Origin of the sequence: Allorhizobium sonneratiae, from assembly GCF_023700755.1 — a bacterium.
Lineage (GTDB): Bacteria > Pseudomonadota > Alphaproteobacteria > Rhizobiales > Rhizobiaceae > Allorhizobium > Allorhizobium sonneratiae.
Window position 1 is genome coordinate 1 of the sequence record NZ_JAMKOJ010000015.1, and the last position, 19,768, is coordinate 19,768.

The window sequence follows — 19,768 nt, forward strand, 5'->3', positions numbered from 1 at the left end:
TAGCAATGCCTCTTCACAACCAATCGGAATTTTCGCAACAGAGCCCAGGTTAGCAGCGTCAGTAGTGGAATGGGCAGCATGAGGGAGCTTTACCAGGCTTGCCGCTTTTCCCTTTTTTGCTCTTGAGCGGTCCGAACCGACCCATCCGTTCTTCCGACCGGCCTTGCATTCCTAGTAAGTGCTGCGGTGCGCTCTGACTCAGTCGGCGGGGGGCGATGGCTTTTTCGGTGGAAGGAGGCTCGTATTGTCCCTGGAAATCTCTATCTCGCGGAGGATGGGAACAACTCTGTTTCCAAGTTTGTGTGCGACGACTTCGGGCAAGGCCAGAGGACCGACGAAGGATTCTCCTGGCAGTGAAATAATGTAGATCTGGCCGTCCCTATAGACTGCGGCATCGATCACAGGGTAGCTGGATAGCTCCTCTGCGATCACGATCGAGAGCTTGGTGCCGCCAGGACTATGAATGTGCGCGGCAAGCCGATCGCCGTGGTTCCAAATGCAGATCGTCCAAGCGCCAGGCCATGTCAGGAATTCCCGTAACTCTTGAGCAACCGTGGCCCGCCCGTCCCCGAGCATACCCGTTCCACGAATCCGGAGCTCCCGCCTTTCCCGACTATGCCTGGCCCAAAGACCTTTGCGCAGCTCAGTACCATAGCCGCTCTCGCCATGACGTTTGCCGAAGATCCTATGTCCAATGCCAAGCGCAAGCTTGCATAGGAATCGGCCATCGAAATCAGCCTGAACAGGTATCCGGGTGTGAACGCCATTATTTGAGAGAGCGTGCGCCAGGACACGTTTGTCTCGCGCCTGCTGTGGATCCGCTGGATCTCCCTGAGGAAACAGAACCGGCAAAATCGGCGCGAACTTTGGGTCGTCAATCGCGACCTCAGTAAGTACACATCTTTTGGCCATCGCGAATTGTTGCTTGAAGCTGAGGGCCGCGGTCAGAGACCAATATTCGTTGGAGGACGTCAAGGCCAGATAAGCCCGTCCAGGATCCTTTTTCTTTCGGCGGATCGTGTCTCCCCCGGCGAAGGTATCCCAGCGTTCTTCGTCAGCAAGGTGAAAATGGTAGATGCGTTCGCCAGCAGGGCCCTGCCATCGTTCGCAGATCTCTCCTTCCTCTGTTGGTAAACTGGGCTCGACACCAAGATAGTGCAAAGGCACCGCGGTCGGCTTGGATGGATTCAAGAATTGGTAGCTTTGGTTTGCGATCTCCATTTGCACGAACCAGCTCTTGATGAACGCGCCGTCGACGAAGAGACCGCATACGTTATTGCACTTTTCGCAAACCTCTCTTGTCTTGAAAAAGTCCCCACAGAGCGCTCCGCCCAGCGCATCGGGCCAAATGTGCTCCAAGGAGAACTCCTCAATCGGTTTTTCTTGGAAGCAGTAAATGCAACGCCGCTTAGGCAATATTTCGGACAAAATGCACTCCTCGCTCCGTAGTCTGGAAGGACAATGCCAGCGCATCTATAAGAACGATGGACGCCGGCAGATCCTCGTTAGGAAATCAAATTGACGCCCTCGACGGGATAGAGGCTCTGAAACCTACAATACGCCCGGCACCAGTCGGCCGCGACCGGCGACAGCCAGCTTATCATCTGCAGGATATTGCCGTAGTGCTTCGGCAGATCCCAATAGAGGACCGTCTCATGATGGGCGAGGCGGTTGCGCAAGGTCCGGATCTGACCAAGCGGCCTGGTGAAGTCCTTGCGGCGAAGACCCTTGCCATCCTCGCGCCTGGCGATGTCCTTCAGGGTCTGCTGCCACAGGTTCTCGTATTCCTTACCAAGCATGGTTGTCCAAAAGCCGAAGGTGAGCGCTGCAACGATCCGGGTAGGAGTGTCGTCCTTGCCCTTCTCGGCAAGATCCTGGCGGGCTCTGGCGAGCATGTCGAGCTGGATGGCGTTGAGCTGGTGCTTGGGCATGTCGAACCAGGTATCGCCATGCGCCTCGGCCATGACCTGATGGATACGATTGCGCAATGCCACCTCCAGCATGTGGAGGGGGAGCTGGAGGCTCTCGCTTAACAGGGCATTGAGGGTATAGAGGGAGACAGCCTTGTTGCGGTCTCCGCCTGCCCATCCTAGATAGGTGCCGAACCTGTCTGCTGACAGGATGTCCTCTATGCCGTGGTAGGGTATGGTCTCGTCCATGCTCATGGTGCTCATCATAGGTCCCAGGGGTTGATTTGTCCCCCACCCCTGTATATATCTTGCTTCGTAAACCCCGGTACCGTCTCTGCCCTAGGCATGCGGCCGGGGTAATTTGTTTCTGGGCCTACCCTACTGCTTCTTGAGCCTCTTGCCCTTGGGGGTCTCCACACGTTTCCTCTCTGCCTGCCGCTTGGCTCTCTCTTGGGCGAATTCAGGCTCAAGGTCCTTGATACGCTGGATCAGGCCATCGAGGTGGTAGGTATTGGCGCCCCAGTCGCCCGATGAGGTTTTATGCTGCACTCTTTGGATGAGACCGGCCTTCTCCAGCGCCTTCATGTTGGGTTTGATACTGGACTGCTTGATGCCGATCCGGTCGGCCAGCTGCTGCTTAGTGGGGAAGGGGGGACGGTCCGGCGACCAAAAGAGGTCGAGCAGATGCATCAGCAGACAGAACTGCGTGCTGTTAATGCCGAGCCGATGCTGGGAGCGGATGAGGATGGTCGGGATGGCGGCATAGCCATGACTTTTGATCTTCTTGCCCCAGATCTTGTCGAAGCTACTGGGCGCTGGTTCGTCAGACTTCGTCGGAAAGGCGACGACGGTATTGTCTTGAGTGGTCATTGGAAATCTCGCAAACGTTGAACGTAGCGAGAATGTGATGGAAGAACCCGCGCGCTTCAATAGGGCGGCCGGAGCGAGGTGGGATAGAATTCTACCGCACCTGCCTACTCGTGATTCGTTTACCTAGCCGTTAGGGCTGATTGACTGACGATGCTTAGTGGTGATGTTTTCATCCCCACCTGGGCCAAATCGATCCCCCACCGTAGGGTAATAGCCTCCCCTACCCCTACGCATTGTTTTTGATAACCCGCCTGCGCGCCGGTGCTCGAGGCGGTCCCGCTGAATGGCCCCATCGTTTTTCGCGTTCTTAAAGCAAAAGCGCAGGGGCGGAAATCGCCCTTAACCTGACGAGGCCTTCCGCATGCCCGCCTCGACGAGGAAATGATCCTCCAAATAATCGATCGCGGTACGAAGGCCGTTGCCCTGCAGTCCTTTGAGGTGATCTACGACAGGGGCGGGAAGAACCGCGCTAAGCAACTGATCACATCCGTTATCGCTGCGCCAATCTTTGTATCGCTCTTCCTTATAGGAATTTGTCAGCATCAATGATGCTCGTCCATAGATCGCTTGGATCACGAAATATATGGACCATAGTCGCTGGCTGACGAATGGTCGCTCCTTTGAAGCCTCGTCACCACCGGCTTTCGCCAACTTTGCGATCGCCGCTTGGAAATCCCGGAACTCGAGCACGCAATCCATTACGGGCATCTCGTCTGCGCCACTGAAGTATGCATCCATCTCCTGCGGCAATAGGATGGAATCGACGAAGAGGACCATGCCGAACTCGGTCGAGAAATTTCGGAGAATCTGCCACAGGTTCTCGACGGCCTGAATTTGGCGCTCGTTAAGCGGGGTGCTGCTTACCCCCGAAGCTTGCACCGTGATGCTTGCGGCATTGACGGTATGCGCGGAGAGGCCGCCTGTCTGCCCTTCGGTCGAAACGTTCTGCAGAAGCGAAATCGCGATGCGGGCAACCTCATCGTCAGATACGGGCGACGCGCCTCCTTCATGGTCATACTTGATTTGGTGAAGGCGCTCGACCGTGTAGGAGGACTCGTCATCGTCAATCACCGTATGGTGAGTTGGACACATCAAAATCAGATTTTCGCGGAGGTGACGATCGGTCGGCGACTGAGCAGGATCGTGACGAGCGCTGCCCGGACGAGCGCCTTTGATGTGACAAACCTCACCGATCAGCGTATCGCCGAGGGCCATCGGAGCTTTGCACTTCGGAAATGCGCAACGATTACCGGATCTCGCAAATAGAAGCTTGATATCAGTGATACTTGGTCCGCTTGTCGGCATATCTCTCCTCCCACGACCGCAAATATTATGACGAGTAAGCCTCGAGGGCGGCGTTTGCTTTAGCTAGTGGGCTTATGAGTGATGCCTCGCGGTCTTGGATCTGACGCAAGATAAAAAGTAGCTTCGAGGCTTCCACCTTGTCGCTAATTTCGAATGCGACCTCGGTCAGCCACTCACCACAAAAGGATGACCACTGGGCCAGGTCGGAACGAGATGCTGCCGCAATCATCGCCACCCGAACTTCATCATTCGCGCTCGGTTTAAAGCGTTTCCGTCGGCGCAATATGCGAGTCAGGATACGAAGCGTATCGGCAAGTTCACCACTTCGACTGACTGCAGCAACAATTGCCAGCCCGCTTATAAGACTGAAGACGCGCGCGTCGTCGTCCAGGTTCTCTATCGAGAACTTCACACGCCTGAGGCCCGCTGCAGCTAGCGCGGAAAGTTCCGACGGTAGGACGTCTACGAGCGAAACATTCACGAGACCTGCGAATGAGTTCGCGCTTAGGGTTTCCGCTTCGAGAGAGGCGCGGACTTGATGCAAAATATGCTCTGGTACTCTTCCTTGCGGCGTTGTCGAGCCCTCCAAAGGACTGGGAAGGCTCGCGAAGGGCCAGTCCACCGCCTTTGCGAGCGGTGAATCAGGACCAACAAGGAGCGTGCGAAGACGGTCGCACGTAATTCTATCGTCGTTTGCTGCTACGGCATTCCTGATCCGACCGATAAAATCTGCCCGGATCTGCTCTGCACTTATGAAGTCAGGCAGCCAACGCGGTTCGAGCCGCAAATCGACGAGACCTTGAAGGTAGAAATCGTGGGACCATCCAAGCCCGTCCGCCCACCGGACGACCGCGGTGCGATCGACAGGTGTGCCGCTGAAAGCCCGTAAAATGACAGAGGCCTGAGCGAGAGAGGCTTGCTTGCGATAATAGGGTTGGCTTCGAGGAAAGATTTTTTTCCTGGAAAGCTCGGATGCGGTGAGCACCGTCATCCGTGACAGAAGCGCAAACTCGCTTTCGTCCCTGTGCGGATCGTCGGAGATTATGTCCCCGACCACCGCCTCAATAAAGGATGCCAGTACGGGCTGCGTATCGCAGTGCGCGAGCGCAATTTCTACTGCCGCGACCTTCGATAGTGGATCATCGTCTGACGCAATCCTGGAAAAGATCTCGGCGAGCATCTCTTCTCCGACATCGGGCAACTGAACTGCGTTGGAAATTGACCCAAGCGAGCACAGTGAGAGCGCGAACCGGAAGCCCTGTTCCGGCTTCCAGGCTTGCCATCTGCCGATCATCCGGGAGGCTTCATCGATATATTCATCGAGGGTGGCGTGCTCGTTGATCTTTCCAATCAAGAGTTCGTAGTACCGGGGATCGGATGGGGTGAGATTGGAGAGGTCCGCGGTCCCCTCCATAAGGCTAGCGTTCAAGCCCTGATACACCCCTGCGGGTATCAACGCGAGTTCGCCAACAAGCTTGGTGAGTTCGTCGTCACCAAGGGCATCTGGCCGGGCAAGCCGGTAATTCCAAAGTTCTGCTAGCTCACCGTGGATGTTCATTTCGGCGCAGGTGGCGCCGAACCATTTTAGTCGGACCTCAGGATCAGCGGCTAAGGCGGCATAAGACTTCAAGCGATACCTCGATGTCGCATCGCTCAAAAAGAATCTGACCTCATCATCAACGGCACTTGCGACAACCGACCATGGCTCTCCGTTCGTATCGACAACTTTTTGTGCGACTTCGGGGCCGTCTACGCTTTTTCGGAGCCCATTGAGCAATTGGTCCCTCTCGAAAGTCGGACCGTTGTTGCCGATTGCAATTTTGATTGTGATCGGGATCTGCCATTCATTGACGAATGCCGCATCGTCCAACAATTCACGAACGATGCTCGGAGGAATGTTACTAAGAGCAATCTCAGCCATCAGGTCTCGCCGGATGTCGTTCATGAGATAGCTCCAATTTTTGTTTCCAGATCAGAGGTCAATTCGGAGACCACCTCTTTGGCATGCTTGACCAAAAAGGCAAATGTCTCCGGGTCTTCGCGCTGGATCGTGTCCAGAACACCCTTCTGAAGCCAGTTCCAGTACGCGGTTTTGATCTCTTCCGAACGTGAGGCTGACAGAAGCATGAGGCTGGCGATCCACCTGCGGTAGCGATCGACGGTTTCGGTGCTGGATTCGCCGAGGCGATGGGACCACCCCTTCACATCGAGCACGTTCAAGAGCCAGTCCGAGCGCGCATTTGCCGCCAATTCGTCCAGCGGATCCTGCCATAACAGGCTAAGGGTACGTACCAAGGCAGCATGCAGGTCCTCGAGCCAGGCCAACTCTCCAGGAACCTGCAAGACGTCTCTCATTCGCACGAGTAATATGCTTTCCCGCAACGCTCTTAACTCAGCGCGTTCGATGACCTTTCCATCGATGATTTCGGTGACGCCGAGCAACGAACTCAGCTCTTCCGCGGTGATCGGCATGAACAGGAATGCTGCTTGGCGAAGTTTAGTAAGTGCTTCGCTCAGTCGTTCCGGCGAAATGTTTCCCTGATCGCACGCGTGATTGAGAACATCCAGGGTTGTGGCGATAACTAGCTTTTGGCTCCCATCATCATTTAGCCATGCATGCTGATTGATAAAACGGTCGTCAACGACGGCTGCATCAACGTGCCCCGCGAAACGCAGGACCCCGAGCGTAGGGTGGGCCATGGCGGCTCGTGGACCTTCTTCGTCCACCCGGACCGCTTTTCCGAGTTTGATTTTCCCTGAATCCAAAGCCTCCCGGACTGACGATCTGAGCTTTTCGACCACTGCAAGGAGCTCGTCGCCAAGGGCGTCATGACCAATGAGGGCATCAATTTCGTCAACCTCACTGGAGTGGACCATAGGAACAAGATCCGCCTTATGGAGCTGGTTCAACAATCCAAGAAACTGAAGATGGGCGACCGTTAAGTCATCAAGATAGACAACAGCGCCATCAGGGATCTGGCGCGGTGGCTCCCATGGCACCTCACGCAGGCTGAGGGCGGCGCGAGCACGTTCAACCTCTTGGACTCGAAGTAGGCCCTTCTGCGATAGCTTTTCCACGATGTCGAGACAGCTGCATAACTGCTCGGTGTAAACTCGCAGATCAGCCTCTTCTTTCATGAACGTGCTGACCCTGTAGATCGGACCGCCTCGCACCACCAGCCTTGCGCGCCCATCGTCGTGATGAGGCGATGCAGCTTCTACAAGCAGCTCAGCGAGGCTATCTCCTACCTCGCGCGCGAGGGATTCGGGAGGAGGAGTCGTGCTTTCGAAGACACGAAGGTTTCCGTCTGAAATTAATCGACGAAGCTTTTGCGCCTCCGCCACACGGCTTGGCTGGTGGAATAGGATTTTGGACTTCTCCTCGAAAAGAAGAGACAGCGTGTTATGCGGTATAAAGACGGTCTCGACCGAAGACAGGACCTCGTTGACAGCGTCAAGAAATGCGGCTGTCAATAGGGCCGTAATATCCATGGCCACGACGCGGAGTGGAAACCGCGTCGGCCGCCGCGCACCACTGAAGCTGTAAATGCTCGACCTCTTTCTGGGATCCCTTTCGACAAGGTTGGCGACAGCAGGGAGAAGATGAAGGCTAACCAACGAGCGCCCCAGCAGGCGAGCCGCAGCGAATAGAGGTATCTTGCCTGCAACAAGATTATCCCATGTGTCCGAAGTTCGCTTGCCCCATTCCGGCTGTTCGTCGATAAGATCTTCTATCGACATTTTCAGGACGGGAGGGTCAGCCATTCCCTCCGACAGTTGCGCGGCCCGCTGAAACCATCCATGAACCTCGTCGGTGTTTTCCCAGCCAGAAGAAGTTGCGATATGGTATGCGCCCATCAAAACCTTCGCGTCGTCCAGGCTGCGCATTGCTGCTTCCCGCACGAATTCCTTCGCTCGCGCGGCTCCGACCTGTTGCGCGAGGTGACCCATTCTCAGGAGCTCGAGAGCGGTTCGATGATCTCGCTCTGTCCACTCCGTTTCGACAAACCCTTGTAGTGACTCCCAGTCACCCGAGACGACGGCAATCGTCACCGACAGATTGCGTGCCACTTCCGAGTCACTATAGGATCTGAGCGCGCTGACTGCCGTTCGCGCTTCGTTGAGATATCCAAGCTCCACAAGCACGCGAGCGTGTAGAAGCTTCAGCTTTGGGCTCGTGGCTAGAAGAGCTGGGTAGCGATCGAAGACCTTGAGGACTTCTTCTTGGCGTTCCAGGTTATAGAGAGCGCCAGCGTAACGCTGCGCATCGGTGAGGTCGTCTGTTTTATCGAGGAGCAGCTTGCCATATTCGGCAATTTTCTCCCAGTCCTCAGCTTGGTCGAGCTCGACCACCAGTGTTCTGAGATCGGAAAGCAGCCCTGAAGCTTTAAAGGTGCTCATCAGATGGTTGATAGGATCGTCGTTAGCGGGCGCTTCAAGCAACCTCCGCAGTTGGGCGGTTTCCTGCTCAGTCAAGCCGCGGCTAGTTGCCTCGGCAAACCGTTCCTCGGCGGTTGCGCGCTCTCCGGCTCTTGCGAGTGCCTCAATCTCGAAGAAGTAGACAGCCTTCCACTCGAGATGTCGAAGAAGCTGGGATCGATGCCGATCGAGATATGCGGCCGCTTCCGCGGCAGTGGGTTTGGCATGTGCTAGCACATAACGAGCGAACGCGGCCTCCCCAGAGCTGCCCCCTGACAGCGCGGTCTGTCGGTCAACTTCCTGCTCAACTTGGTCGAGATCGACCGCGATACCAAAGCGGAGGGCGAAGTTCAGGCGCCGAAGGAGAACAGAAGGATCTTGAAGGCTTTTGCGCAGATCGTCGCGTGCTTCAATTCTGGTTTCGGGATCCATCAATCGAAGCCAGAGCGCCTTGTCGTCAGCGTTCGCAGCGACAGCGGACAGGCCCAGCTCCCGCATCCCATCTCTCAATTGTTCATAATACTGGACGGCACGTCGCCGCAAATCGAATGACGCTGGGTCGCCACGAAGTGGGTAGGTGGAGAGGTCGAACGGCATGAACTGGAGGAGAAAAAGCCTCAGTTCCTCCGGAACGGCCAGCATCAGGGTGGCATCGGCGCGGGCGGAAAGCAATGCGGGGGTTCGCTGCAGATCCGACTCCGACAGCTTCTGGCTCCCCTCGTAAGCCGCCTCCCAGTCCTCGCCTTCCAGCGCCGACTTGATATAGTAAAACCTGGCGTCGCTATCGAGCTTTGAGATATCGAGGCCAGACGCATGAAGCCACTTCTCCGCACCTGGCCATCCCTTGTCACGAAGAACCAGGATGAAGGCTGAGCCAATGGCCTTTTCCGTGTTCATCGATGTCAGACTGGCAAGTGCGTCATCCAGTTTGCCTTGGGCCGCGGTCAACAGGCTGCGCGCGATACCGACAAGTTCAGAATCGGGCACGTCAATCGACAAGAGGAGGTCGTCTGCCTCCTCGGGGTTGGTGAGCGCGAGAAGTCTTGCGCACCAGGCCAAAGCTGTTGATTTGACGCGAGCACTACATGCTGAAAGGTTTCCGGTGCGCAAGTCAGCCGCAAGTTCGCGCGCCCCGGCTATCGGGTCCGCGCCGCCGAACATTCGCGTTTTCCTGAGTATCTGCAGCCGGCGCTCGACTTCACTGTCGACCAGCGCCGGGTTAAGGCGCCGCCAGGACAGGTTCTCAATGGATCGCTCGATACTACCTAGCTTTTCGATCTTCTCTCTATCACTCGATATCAGCTCCTGGAGCGTCGTCGTGTTGGTCTCGACCGCTTCAACTAACCGCGATCTGCCGCGCGCAGGCGCAGGCGGTCTTCCCAAGAAGTCTCGGACGTGGATATACACCTCGCTGCCGCGACTTGCCGGGCTGCAAATCGTCCGATGGCTTTCGTCAACGAAAATGGGAAGTTCGGGTAAACCGGCATCCGAGCTATTCGGCTGAACAATTGTACCTATCACATCAGGAAGCCTGATCCCCATGAACGTCTCAGGACGACCTTCGGCGAGCTGCAAGTTTTCAACGCCGTTGTTGGCACTGAAGGCGCGATACCACAGGTTCAGGTCCCGGAGCTGAGGATTGTTCGTGACGAGATCTCGGGTGGATGCCGATGCACGGACGATCGACCCTATTTTTGTGAGAACGCTCGCCAGAAGCGCGCCTCGGTGGGGAGTACCGAGAAAGGCGACCTTCTTGACACGGGAAAGAAAGCTATGCGCCCGGCGGTCGGTTTCGGAGTCCCGTTCGGCCGTTCGGAGGGTCTGCTCAACCACCAGCCCGCCGAGGCTATGAGTCACGAACGCAATATCTCCCTGAGCCAGCCGCGGTTCTGCCAACAACAATGCCAGAATGTTTCCCGCGCGGTCGGCGAGAGGCATACTATGGCCACCCCAGTTGGTCTTTGCTGCGGGGTAGCCCACAAGCCATAGACCGACCCCTGAAATGTCGCCCTCAAGCCATTTGGGCCACATCGGTTCCATAGGATCCGAACTTTGCCAAGTTGTGTTCAGATGTCCGGAAAGGCCATGGACAAACACGACGTGGAGGTTCACGCGTTCGTAATTTTCAGAGATGGGGCGCAGTTCAGCCAGGGCAATACCTCAACGTGTTTTTCGAGATTCAGCACGCTGTGCGCGAGTTTACAAGTATGAGGAAAGGCGATTCCCCAGGCGTGAATCGAACGGCGTAGCACTAGGGATTATATCCATCGAAGTTGAGTAACAACAGCTTGCTCGTATGTCCCAACTTCAACGAACAGTGCAAATTGATAGCCAAGCTGCTCCTTGTAACCTTGCAGCTTAGCGAGATCGATCTCTCGGTCAACGCGACTGGTGGACTTCTTAAATTCGATCACCAAGTAGTTCTCTCGACTACCCCGACGGTGGACGATAATGTCGGGAAACACTGTCTTGGCATCATCGTCCTCGCTGTCGGGATAGATTCCGAGATGCCCAAGCTTCTTGGGTTCTACCCCGTCACGATTATATTCACAGTCTATCGTCCAATCGGGCAGATGCGCTTGGAGATAGAGAGCGAAGCGGAACGTAATGGAGCGCTCATTGGCGTCGATGCGGAGTAGATATTCGTCTGTCTCTATAAGCTCCGCCAGAGCTCGGGCGACGGCTTCTCCGGGCGGATTTCTTCCAAGTTCTTCAAGCTGATCCGGAAATAACATCGGTCCTCAAACCCCGTTTAGGTGAAGAAGCCACCAATTTACACGCGAAGCAAGCGGTGACCGGCGGCTGTTTTTCCTAACTCGTCCAAATTCAGCATCGGGCTAAGTCCTCCATTCATAGAGGTTAAACCACCCCCCACGCCCGAAACCTCCCCCTGCCCGTCATCTCCCGCAACCCCAGTTCCTGCACGATCCGCCTTGCCCCTTGCGGCGTCACCTCGAGCGTTTTCGCCACCATCCCGGCTGAGATCAGCGGCCGCGCCATGACAAGGTCGACAAGCTCCGGCAGCCTGGACGACGTGCGGCGTCCCTCAAGCTTCCGCATCATCATCTGCCGCGCCAGCACCAGCCGGTCATGCTCCTTCAGCCCCGTCTCCGCGGCAATCTTCAGCGCCCTTGAGATCGCCAGCAACCGCGTCTCGCGATCATGATGCCGGCGCCGATCGACGGGAATGGTTTTGAGGCCGAGATTGATGGCGGCGAGATGCGCACCGGTGGTGATGCCGGCTTGGCGCAGGATCGACGCAGCAAACAACCGGCCAAGCCAGGGGGCATGCTGAAGCACGGAAAGCTCGTTCCAGGCATCGAGCGCGATGATCGCCTGCAGCACCGCCGGCAGGTGTTCAGCTTGGCGCAACACGCCACGCCACTCCTCAAGCCGCGCGTCTTCGTCCGAGTCGAGATCATAGACGAGCGGGTCCTTTTCGGCCGCGGCGCTGGCGCCGCCGGGCCGTCTGGCGCTCTCGATCGCCGCCTGTGATCGGGCCAGGACCGCATCGATGGCGGCATAATCGACGCCGGGAAGATTTTCCGCCTCTTCACTATCGTCCCCCTCCCCTTCCCGCTCGACCATTTTCGCATGTTCGACGCTGCTGTGGTCCGCGGTGTTTTCAGAACCTTCTGACGGTCCAGGCCACGCCTGGGTCTGTCGCAAGGTTCGGATACCGTCTGGGGACAAAACCCAGTCCGGTGATTGCGCGGCGATGCGCCGGCGTGTTTTTAGGACGTCGCGGGCAATGGTGAGTTCGTGGGTTGGGGTGCGGACGTCGCGGGTGGCATCGTGGAGGACGAGGTCTTCGAGGTGGACGAGTTCGCCGTCGATCCACAGGGAGGCGCAGGCGTCGGTGAAATTTTGGCGTTCGATCCACCCCTGCCCGACGGGAGAACGCGAGATCCTCTCATCGAGGCGGGCGAGAGCGCTGCTGGCGTCGGAGATCGGCCGCAGCAGGGTGTGGATGGGCAATTTCGCGAGATCGTAAGCCATTGTTTTTATGGTAAACGATCCTTTAAACGAAAGCTATAGTATAGCTACGGTTCCCCACATGGCATACAGAGGCCCGCGGTGGCTCACCGCCGATAAGTAACCCTTATCGGATATGATATGTACATATCTATTGTACGCCTGTTTCCGTCGTGTTATTCTGACGTTCAAGCCTGAAATCGGAGCCAACGATGCCCCAGACGCACTACAAGATCAGTGAGGCGCGCAAGAACTTTGCCGAGGTTCTTGAACGTGCCAACCAAGGTGAAGAGATCATCATCATGCGCGGCAATGAGATCTATGCCCGTGTCGGTCCCGCAGATCGATCCGGTAAGCGACCTTTTGGGCTCCTGGCGCAGCGGGGACTTTCGGACGACCTGTTCGACGCTGAGGACGCAGAGCAGGCTGCGATCGATGCAGGCGACTGGAATGATGACACCGGGATCTTCCAGGGTAAAGCTGTCGATGGCGGGAAGAAACCGTGAAGCTCCTGCTCGACAGCCATGCCGTCTATTGGTGGACGATCGGCAGTGCGCGCCTTTCACCGCATGCACGCGCCCTTATCGAGGACAAGAGCAACATCGTGCTTGTCAGCGCCGTTTCTTTCTATGAACTCGACAATAAGATGCGGCTGAAGAAGCTTGATCTCAAGCCCCAGGAATTGCGCGCCGCTGTCACCGCCAGCGGCTTGCAAACCCTTGCCATCAACGACATGCATGCCGAATTGGCAGCTGCGTTCGACTGGGAACATCGTGATCCCTGGGACCGGATCCTTGCAGCACAAACCAGACTGGAGCATTGCGCACTCGTCTCGACAGACGTGGTGTTCGATGCGGTGCTGCACGCGCGGGTCTGGTGAGGAGAGAGCAATGGAAATTCTTGTCGAGGTAACGGAAGCGGCGAACCGGCTCGAGGAATTGATTGAGCTGGCACATCGGGGCGATGAGATTGTGATCTGCCGCGACGAGAGGCCCGTTGCAAGGCTAACGCCGGTCGCCAAAGAGACTTCTGCCGCAGCGACCCTTTGGCGACTGGCAGTAGAAGGTCGCAAGAGCGTGCCGCCAGGCACAACCTCCGACCACTCCGATTTTTATGATGAAAACGGGCTGCCCAAATGACTGGTCTTGCCAGCCGTGCTCATCAACTCGACACGATTGCCGCAGTCCTCCCGATGGATCGACGCGACGAACTCGCAGAACTGTTGACAGACGAGGATGTTGAGACACTCCGGCACCTCGTCAACCAGGGCATGGGCGAAAACACCTTGCGGGCGCTGACCTCGGATCTCGCCTACCTCCAGGCCTGGTCGCTGGCAGCGACCGGTGCATCTCTGCCGTGGCCGGCACCCGAAGCCCTCCTCCTGAAATTCGTTGCCCATCATCTCTGGGATTCGGAGAAACGATTGAGCGATCCGCAGCATGGTATGCCGGGTGATGTCGAGGACAAGCTGCGGCTGCAGGGCTTTCTGCGATCGACTGGACCCCATGCCCCGGATACCGTCCGTCGGCGGCTGGCGACCTGGTCGACCCTGACAAAGTGGCGGGGATTGCAGGGAGCCTTTGCCTCCCCCGCCCTCAAATCCGCCATCCGGCTTGCTGTGCGTGCGACCCCGAGACCACGCATGCGCAAGAGCGCCAAGGCGGTGACCGGCGACGTCCTTAAGCGATTGCTGGCCACCTGCCGTACAGACAGTCTGAAGGACCTCCGCGATCGCGCTATCCTGATGGTCGCCTTTGCCTCCGGCGGTCGACGCCGCAGCGAGATTGCGGGGCTTCGCAAGGAACAACTGACCATGGAAGCTCCCGTTCCTGTTGATGGCGGCGCTCCGCTCCCTTCGCTGTCCATCCATCTGGGACGCACCAAGACCAGCGGTGGTGACAATGACGAAGTGGTCTATCTCACTGGTCGGCCCGTCGAGGCGCTGAATACCTGGATGGCTGCTGCGCGCATTGATCGCGGCAGTGTGTTCCGGGGGATCGATCGCTGGGGCAATGTCTCTCCTCGCGCACTCGACCCAAAGGCCGTCAACGATATCGTCAAGCAGCGCGCGCTTCTGGCGGGATTGGATCCGGCGGAATTTTCCGCCCATGGTCTGCGATCAGGCTATCTCACCGAAGCGGCCAATCGCGGCATTCCGTTGCCGGAGGCAATGGAGCAGTCGCGCCATCGATCCGTGCAGCAGGCGTCGGAATACTACAACAACGCCCAACGGCGCAGTGGCCGGGCGTCGCGGTTGCTGGATTGAGTCGTGGACTGACACCATTGACGGGGTGGACTAAGGGGTTAACGCTTGCAGATCTTTCCAGACGAGACAGTCCGTAAGCCTCCGATGAGGCTTGCAATTACCCACATCTGAGTGTCGCGGCCATTTAGTTCCGAGGCGAATGTCTGTCTGCCGGCTGAGACCACGTCAGACAACCATATTCCCTGGGAGCGAATCTGATGTTCTTGTAAGGTAACCACCCAAACGCGCGAGTTTGATGAGATATAAATTTAGCGATCCCGGCGTCGTCTGCCGGTTGCCTGCCTTGCTAACTATTTGATCTTGAATTATTGGCTATGGTACCGTCGAAGAAGGTGCTGGCTGCGGTGCTCGGACAGCATGAAATTAAGGGTTTTGCTGCGCTTTTCGAACGCTCGATGAAGATAGACCAACTTGCCATTTACCTTGACATATATCTCGTCCATTCGCCATGAGTTGCTGGTCGCTGATTTCCGACGATGGGCCTCAAGTGCAATAAGGGGGGATATTTCACCACCCATCTGGACTCGTCGTATGATCGACGCCCCCCGCTCAGCCGTAATCTTTTCCAGATCACGATGCTAGGATGCATATGGGACGTAGAAAAACAACGCGTATAAAATTACGTCTTTTGGGCAATTTCTGTATTTGAAATCAATTATCTTCGAAAACCTCAATCTGTAATGCTGAAATCAGCCGAGATCTATGACCCGATCAGATAAACTGAAAGTTGACGACGGAACCCATTGCATAGCTGCGCGGAATATTTGCGACAGAGCCAAAATAAATATGATATATATGTTTTCATTTAGCATCAGCAAAATAGACGTAAAAAAGGAGGGCCAATTCAGCCCTCCAACATTTGCGTTATCGAAATAGATGCTACTTGGTGTAGCCTTCAGCCTTATTGGCGGCGATGACAAACTCGTCGGTGTAGGTCGCGGCGAGGTCGACATTTCCCTTGACCTTGCCCGCAGCCTTTTCGACCGCCAGAACTGTTTCGGGTCCACCCTTTGGCATCATCCCGTCGGGCAGGAACTGCCCTTTATCCTTGCTGAGGGCATCGATATATTCCTGCTTGGTAGAAAGTGGATTGCTCGTGAAGGCGGGCGGCAGATGGTCGGCGATATCGGCAGCCGAATGTGTTGCAATGTAATGCATGGTCGCAACTAGAGCATTGACCACTTTCTGCGTCGTTGCCTTGTTCTTTTCAACCCAGTCAGCGCGAGCAAGAACCGACGCGGTCGGCCATGTGCCGCCGAGCCATTTGGTCGCGCCGTCGGTCGAGGCGAGATCGAAGGCGGAGTAGCCTATGCCTTTCTTTTCTATTGCGTTGACTGTGGGTTGTGTGGTCATGCCGCAGACGATCTTGCCATGCTGAAGAGCCGCGATAAGAGTTGCTCCTGCACCAACCGAAACCCGCGTAAAGTCCTTCGACGTCAGCTTGTCGCGCGCGGCCATATAGAGTGTCAAATCGTCGGTGCCGGAGCCGATATCGGTCACGCCGACGGCCTTGCCCTTCCAGTCGCTAGGTGTCTTTATATTTGCGCCCTTCGCGCACATTTCTCGTTCGCCCGGTGCTCCGGAAAGCTGGACGATACCGATCACCTTTTTCCCATGCATTTGAAAGTCAATGGTATGCACGTACCAGGCTCCAGCCATTTCCACCTCGCCCGAGGCAACCGCATCTTCGGCCCCTACGCCGCCAGCCGTCTCGGTGCTTAGCTCGACGTTCACGCCGTACTTCTTGTAATAGCCAAGCCCTTGGGCGAGCTGGTAAGGCAGATAGATCTGCTTATCGATCCCACCCACCATTAGCTTGACGGTTGGCATTGCGTCTTCCGCATGGACTGCTAAAGCCGAAGCCATCAGTGCCACCATCACAACTGCGGTCGACTTTATACTTTTCACCATGGTTTCACTCCCTTTTCATGGTTTATGATTCGATAGTTCTGGTGGGTCCGCGGCGAACGGAGTTATAGCCCTTGCGCCGTCTGCTCGCGTGAATGGGCCGGTTGCCAAGCAAGGAGTCGCTTCTCGATTTTTGCCATAATGGCCTCCGCGCCGAGTGCGAGCAGTCCGATTAGGAGCATCGCGCCGAAAACGCCGTTGGCATCGAACGTATTCTGCGCCGTGGCGATAACGAGGCCGAGCCCCTTTTCCGCTCCCAAGAATTCGCCGACGATTGCACCGATTATGGAGAAGCCTAGTGCAACATGCAGGCTCGCGATGATCCACGTCATCGCGGACGGAAACACCACATATTGTACCAGTTGCATGCGTGAAGCCCCGAGAATGCGCATATTAGCGATCAGGTTCCGATCGACGCTTCGTACTCCCTGGAAAGCATTGAAGAAGACCACGAAGAAGACCAGCACCGCAGCCAGAAGAACCTTCGATGGCAGGCCAAGGCCGAGCCACATCACGAAGATCGAGCCGAGAACGATACGCGGCAGGGCGTTGACAACCTTGATATATGGCCCAATCACATCGGCCAGGTAAGGAATTTCGCCGAGCACGACGCCAAAGAAAATTCCGCTGACAACGCCGACCAGGAAGCCTAGCAACGATTCTTCCAGGGTAATGCCCACCTGAAGCCACAGTGACCCATAGGCGGTGCCATTGACGAACCAGTCTGCGAGCCGCTCGACAATGCCGATCGGCGAACCGAAAAAGAAGGGATCGAGAAAGCCCTTATCCGCGGCCAATTCCCAGGCGCCCAGAAAAACGACCAGCAGAAGGACGCGTCCGACCAGAACAGCACGCTTCCGCTTGGCCGCCCGCTTACGTGCACTCTCAACGACGCTCCGTTCTTCCTGTGAAAGTGTCTCGGCGCGTGGATTATCAACAAGATCGGCAATCGCCATCACGCAGCTCCCCTGGCAGTGTCCGTCGTTTTGGAGTAGGCACGCTCCACTTCTTCGCGCAGCGCGTTCCAGATCATCTGATAGAGTTCGAGGAAGCGCGGCAGGAAACGGATTTCCTGGACTTCGCCGCGCGGCCTGGGCAAATCGATGTCGAAGACGGCCTTCACGGTCCCTGGCCCGGCCGAGATCACGACCACGCGATCAGCCAAAGCAATCGCCTCCTCGAGGTCATGGGTAACAAACATCACAGACGGTCTCGTCTTTTCCCAAAGCGTCAGAAGTTCGTTCGACATGATGGCGCGCGTTTGAACGTCGAGCGCCGAAAAGGGTTCGTCCATCAGCAGCATGGATGGCTTGTTGATCAAAGCCGCGGCAAGACTTACCCGCTTGCGCATCCCGCCGGAAAGCTGGTGCGGATAATGGTTTTCGAAACCGGAAAGGCCGACGGTCTTCAGCCAGTCCTGCGCCTCGGCATTTGCCTCTGCCTTGTCGACACCCCGAAAGATGGGGCCGAGCGCGACATTGGTCAGGACCGATTTCCAAGGCAGGAGCGCGTCGCTCTGAAAGACGAAGCCGGCTCCTTTCGTCAGCCCATCGACAACTTTGCCGCCAACTTTGACGATGCCGGCGCTCGGCATGTCGAGCCCTGCCGCCATTGTCAGAGTCGTCGATTTGCCGCATCCGGTCGGACCAACAATGGCGCAAAATTGGCCGGGCTCTACGGTAAGATTGACGTTACGTAGCGCCGTCATGGCGACACCTGTCGGCGAGACGAAACGTTTCGTTACGTTGGACAGTTCAATACCCGCCTGTCCTTCAGTAATATCTGTCATGGTTCCTCCATTCGGAGGAGAAGGACATTTCGACAAAGAACCGTTTCAATGAGGCGCAAAAAGTCGATCCGCGACAAGAATATGCGAATAAATATTCGATTTATTTTGTATCTCGCCTCTGAAGCGGCGTTTTACGCCGCATTGTATTCTCCGTCTATTTGTCCTGAATGTCTCCTCCGTGAAAAGGTAATAACATTGCTTGCTTACACCCACCTTTCAGTTCTATAGAAATGCACGGGTAGGAGGAGGCCAATCATGCGGCCACGGCAGCGTGTCGGCACGTTAGACAGGCAAGGCGCCATTGCTCGCGCATTTTGCCGGGGAGCGACTGCTCTGGCGGTGGCGTTTTTTGTTGGTCCTGTTTTTTTGGCCAGCGCCAAGGCCGAAGATGTATCGTTAATGGTCGGCGGTATCGAGAAGCAGATCTATCTGCCTGCCGTTCTGGCTGATCGACTCGGCTATTTTGACGATGAGGGTTTGACGGTTCATCTGCTCAGCGAGCCGGCGGGCGTCGAGGCCGCCGATGAAATGCTGGCCGGGGCCGTGCAGGGTGTCATCGGCTTCTACGACCATACGATCGACCTTCAGGGGCTTGGAAAATATACCGAAAGCATCGTCCAGTTCTCCTCCTCGCCTGGCGAGGTGGAGATGATCTCCAATCGCCTTGCACACTTAAGGACAATGGCCGATCTGAAGGGTATGCATGTCGGCATCACTGATCTCGGCTCATCAACCGATTTTCTGACAGAATATCTCCTCGGCAAGGCTGGCTTATCCTTCGACAGCGTCTTTCCTGATCCGATCGGCGCTGGCGACAGCCTTATCTCGGCAATGAAACAGAACCGGGTCGAAGCTGCCATGACAACGGAGCCTACCGTCTCCCGCCTGATCAAGCTTGGCCTTGCCCATGTAATGATAGATATGCGCAATGCGGAGGGAACGCGGGCGGCACTTGGCGGCATCTATCCCGCAGCCTGTCTTTATGTCCAGACAGCCTGGGTCGACAGTCATCCCGAGACCGCGCAGAAGCTTGCAAACGCTCTGGTTCGCGCCCTCCGCTTTATCGCTGGTCATACGGCTGAAGAGATCGCCGAACACGTCCCGCACGATTTTTATGCTGGTGACAAGGTACTCTACGTCCAGGCGCTCGAAAGCGGCAAGGCGATGTTCACGATTGATGGTCGCATGCCGCAGCGCGGACCGCAGACCGTTCTTTCCGTTCTCAAGCAATTCAACGACAATGTGCGCGGCAAGCAGATCGACCTGTCGAGGACCTATTCTGACCGTTTCGTCGAACAGGTTCCCCAACGCTGATGAGGGTTGGCT

At 56.5% G+C, this 19,768-nt stretch carries 17 protein-coding genes; 5 read left to right on the top strand and 12 right to left on the bottom strand.

Going from position 1 to position 19,768, the window contains the following annotated elements; translation table 11 throughout:
* Positions 1-198 precede the first annotated feature (198 nt).
* The 8 genes from NAC44_RS20155 to NAC44_RS20190 all read right to left on the bottom strand — a co-directional run bounded on the left by NAC44_RS20155 (position 199) and on the right by NAC44_RS20190 (position 12,503).
* Positions 199-1,428 carry an HNH endonuclease gene (locus NAC44_RS20155; RefSeq protein ID WP_250943366.1) on the bottom strand — a complete coding sequence of 410 codons (1,230 nt, stop codon included), beginning with the start codon at positions 1,426-1,428 and terminating at the stop codon, positions 199-201.
* 77 nt (positions 1,429-1,505) lie between these two features.
* Positions 1,506-2,165 carry an Abi family protein gene (locus tag NAC44_RS20160; RefSeq protein WP_250943367.1) on the bottom strand — a complete coding sequence of 220 codons (660 nt, stop codon included), beginning with the start codon at positions 2,163-2,165 and terminating at the stop codon, positions 1,506-1,508.
* Positions 2,166-2,288: 123 nt separating this feature from the next.
* Entirely contained in the window at positions 2,289-2,780 is a 492-nt protein-coding gene (locus NAC44_RS20165; protein WP_250943368.1) for a MarR family transcriptional regulator, read from the bottom strand.
* 339 nt (positions 2,781-3,119) lie between these two features.
* Positions 3,120-3,995, bottom strand: a complete 876-nt coding sequence (locus NAC44_RS20170; RefSeq protein ID WP_250943369.1) for an HNH endonuclease — start codon at positions 3,993-3,995, stop codon at positions 3,120-3,122.
* Positions 3,996-4,110: 115 nt separating this feature from the next.
* Complete coding sequence (locus NAC44_RS20175) at positions 4,111-6,030, bottom strand: hypothetical protein (RefSeq protein WP_250943370.1); 1,920 nt, start codon at positions 6,028-6,030, stop codon at positions 4,111-4,113.
* The gene (locus tag NAC44_RS20180) at positions 6,027-10,616 is read right to left on the bottom strand and encodes an HTH domain-containing protein (protein WP_338022111.1); all 4,590 of its coding nucleotides are present in this window, start codon (positions 10,614-10,616) and stop codon (positions 6,027-6,029) included. Before NAC44_RS20180 ends, NAC44_RS20175 begins: the two co-directional genes overlap by 4 nt.
* A 146-nt stretch (positions 10,617-10,762) precedes the next feature.
* Entirely contained in the window at positions 10,763-11,239 is a 477-nt protein-coding gene (locus NAC44_RS20185) for a hypothetical protein (RefSeq protein ID WP_250943372.1), read from the bottom strand.
* A gap of 124 nt (positions 11,240-11,363) precedes the next feature.
* Positions 11,364-12,503 (bottom strand): RHE_PE00001 family protein, encoded by a 1,140-nt coding sequence (locus tag NAC44_RS20190; protein ID WP_250943373.1) that lies wholly within the window; start codon positions 12,501-12,503, stop codon positions 11,364-11,366.
* 188 nt (positions 12,504-12,691) lie between these two features.
* Between NAC44_RS20190 and NAC44_RS20195 the strand changes: the two genes are divergently transcribed.
* Genes NAC44_RS20195 through NAC44_RS20210 form a run of 4 tightly spaced genes read left to right on the top strand, consistent with a single transcriptional unit; the run spans position 12,692 to position 14,745 of the window.
* Positions 12,692-12,985, top strand: coding sequence for a type II toxin-antitoxin system Phd/YefM family antitoxin (locus NAC44_RS20195; RefSeq protein ID WP_250943374.1), 294 nt, complete (start codon positions 12,692-12,694; stop codon positions 12,983-12,985).
* The gene (locus NAC44_RS20200) at positions 12,982-13,359 is read left to right on the top strand and encodes a type II toxin-antitoxin system VapC family toxin (RefSeq protein WP_250943375.1); all 378 of its coding nucleotides are present in this window, start codon (positions 12,982-12,984) and stop codon (positions 13,357-13,359) included. The genes NAC44_RS20195 and NAC44_RS20200 overlap by 4 nt, the downstream gene beginning before the upstream one ends.
* Before the next feature lie 10 nt (positions 13,360-13,369).
* A complete protein-coding gene (locus tag NAC44_RS20205) occupies positions 13,370-13,618 on the top strand; it encodes a type II toxin-antitoxin system Phd/YefM family antitoxin (RefSeq protein WP_250943376.1) in 249 nt (82 codons plus the stop codon).
* A complete protein-coding gene (locus NAC44_RS20210) occupies positions 13,615-14,745 on the top strand; it encodes a site-specific integrase (RefSeq protein ID WP_250943377.1) in 1,131 nt (376 codons plus the stop codon). Before NAC44_RS20205 ends, NAC44_RS20210 begins: the two co-directional genes overlap by 4 nt.
* A 305-nt stretch (positions 14,746-15,050) precedes the next feature.
* On the opposite strand, the gene NAC44_RS21460 is transcribed toward NAC44_RS20210, so the two are convergent.
* From NAC44_RS21460 to NAC44_RS20225, 4 genes are all read right to left on the bottom strand, one after another.
* Positions 15,051-15,263 carry a DDE-type integrase/transposase/recombinase gene (locus NAC44_RS21460; RefSeq protein ID WP_420839999.1) on the bottom strand — a complete coding sequence of 71 codons (213 nt, stop codon included), beginning with the start codon at positions 15,261-15,263 and terminating at the stop codon, positions 15,051-15,053.
* A gap of 361 nt (positions 15,264-15,624) precedes the next feature.
* The gene (locus NAC44_RS20215) at positions 15,625-16,656 is read right to left on the bottom strand and encodes an ABC transporter substrate-binding protein (RefSeq protein WP_250943378.1); all 1,032 of its coding nucleotides are present in this window, start codon (positions 16,654-16,656) and stop codon (positions 15,625-15,627) included.
* A gap of 62 nt (positions 16,657-16,718) precedes the next feature.
* On the bottom strand, positions 16,719-17,609 hold the full coding sequence (locus tag NAC44_RS20220) for an ABC transporter permease (RefSeq protein ID WP_250943379.1): 891 nt from the start codon (positions 17,607-17,609) through the stop codon (positions 16,719-16,721).
* Positions 17,609-18,442, bottom strand: a complete 834-nt coding sequence (locus tag NAC44_RS20225) for an ABC transporter ATP-binding protein (protein ID WP_250943380.1) — start codon at positions 18,440-18,442, stop codon at positions 17,609-17,611. Before NAC44_RS20225 ends, NAC44_RS20220 begins: the two co-directional genes overlap by 1 nt.
* A 255-nt stretch (positions 18,443-18,697) precedes the next feature.
* Here NAC44_RS20225 and NAC44_RS20230 point away from each other — a divergent pair, with 255 nt between their 5' ends.
* Positions 18,698-19,756, top strand: a complete 1,059-nt coding sequence (locus tag NAC44_RS20230; protein ID WP_250943381.1) for an ABC transporter substrate-binding protein — start codon at positions 18,698-18,700, stop codon at positions 19,754-19,756.
* Positions 19,757-19,768: the final 12 nt, after the last annotated feature.

Bases quoted from the DNA above. Each gene is read 5' to 3' on its own strand.
- NAC44_RS20160 (WP_250943367.1), bottom strand. From the start codon at position 2,165: ATGAGCATGGACGAGACCATACCCTACCACGGCATAGAGGACATCCTG.
- NAC44_RS20165 (WP_250943368.1), bottom strand. From the start codon at position 2,780: ATGACCACTCAAGACAATACCGTCGTCGCCTTTCCGACGAAGTCTGAC.
- NAC44_RS20170 (WP_250943369.1), bottom strand. From the start codon at position 3,995: ATGGCCCTCGGCGATACGCTGATCGGTGAGGTTTGTCACATCAAAGGC.
- NAC44_RS20175 (WP_250943370.1), bottom strand. From the start codon at position 6,030: ATGAACGACATCCGGCGAGACCTGATGGCTGAGATTGCTCTTAGTAAC.
- NAC44_RS20185 (WP_250943372.1), bottom strand. From the start codon at position 11,239: ATGTTATTTCCGGATCAGCTTGAAGAACTTGGAAGAAATCCGCCCGGA.
- NAC44_RS20190 (WP_250943373.1), bottom strand. From the start codon at position 12,503: ATGGCTTACGATCTCGCGAAATTGCCCATCCACACCCTGCTGCGGCCG.
- NAC44_RS20195 (WP_250943374.1), top strand. From the start codon at position 12,692: ATGCCCCAGACGCACTACAAGATCAGTGAGGCGCGCAAGAACTTTGCC.
- NAC44_RS20205 (WP_250943376.1), top strand. From the start codon at position 13,370: ATGGAAATTCTTGTCGAGGTAACGGAAGCGGCGAACCGGCTCGAGGAA.
- NAC44_RS20210 (WP_250943377.1), top strand. From the start codon at position 13,615: ATGACTGGTCTTGCCAGCCGTGCTCATCAACTCGACACGATTGCCGCA.
- NAC44_RS21460 (WP_420839999.1), bottom strand. From the start codon at position 15,263: ATGGGTGGTGAAATATCCCCCCTTATTGCACTTGAGGCCCATCGTCGG.
- NAC44_RS20215 (WP_250943378.1), bottom strand. From the start codon at position 16,656: ATGGTGAAAAGTATAAAGTCGACCGCAGTTGTGATGGTGGCACTGATG.
- NAC44_RS20220 (WP_250943379.1), bottom strand. From the start codon at position 17,609: ATGGCGATTGCCGATCTTGTTGATAATCCACGCGCCGAGACACTTTCA.
- NAC44_RS20225 (WP_250943380.1), bottom strand. From the start codon at position 18,442: ATGACAGATATTACTGAAGGACAGGCGGGTATTGAACTGTCCAACGTA.
- NAC44_RS20230 (WP_250943381.1), top strand. From the start codon at position 18,698: ATGCGGCCACGGCAGCGTGTCGGCACGTTAGACAGGCAAGGCGCCATT.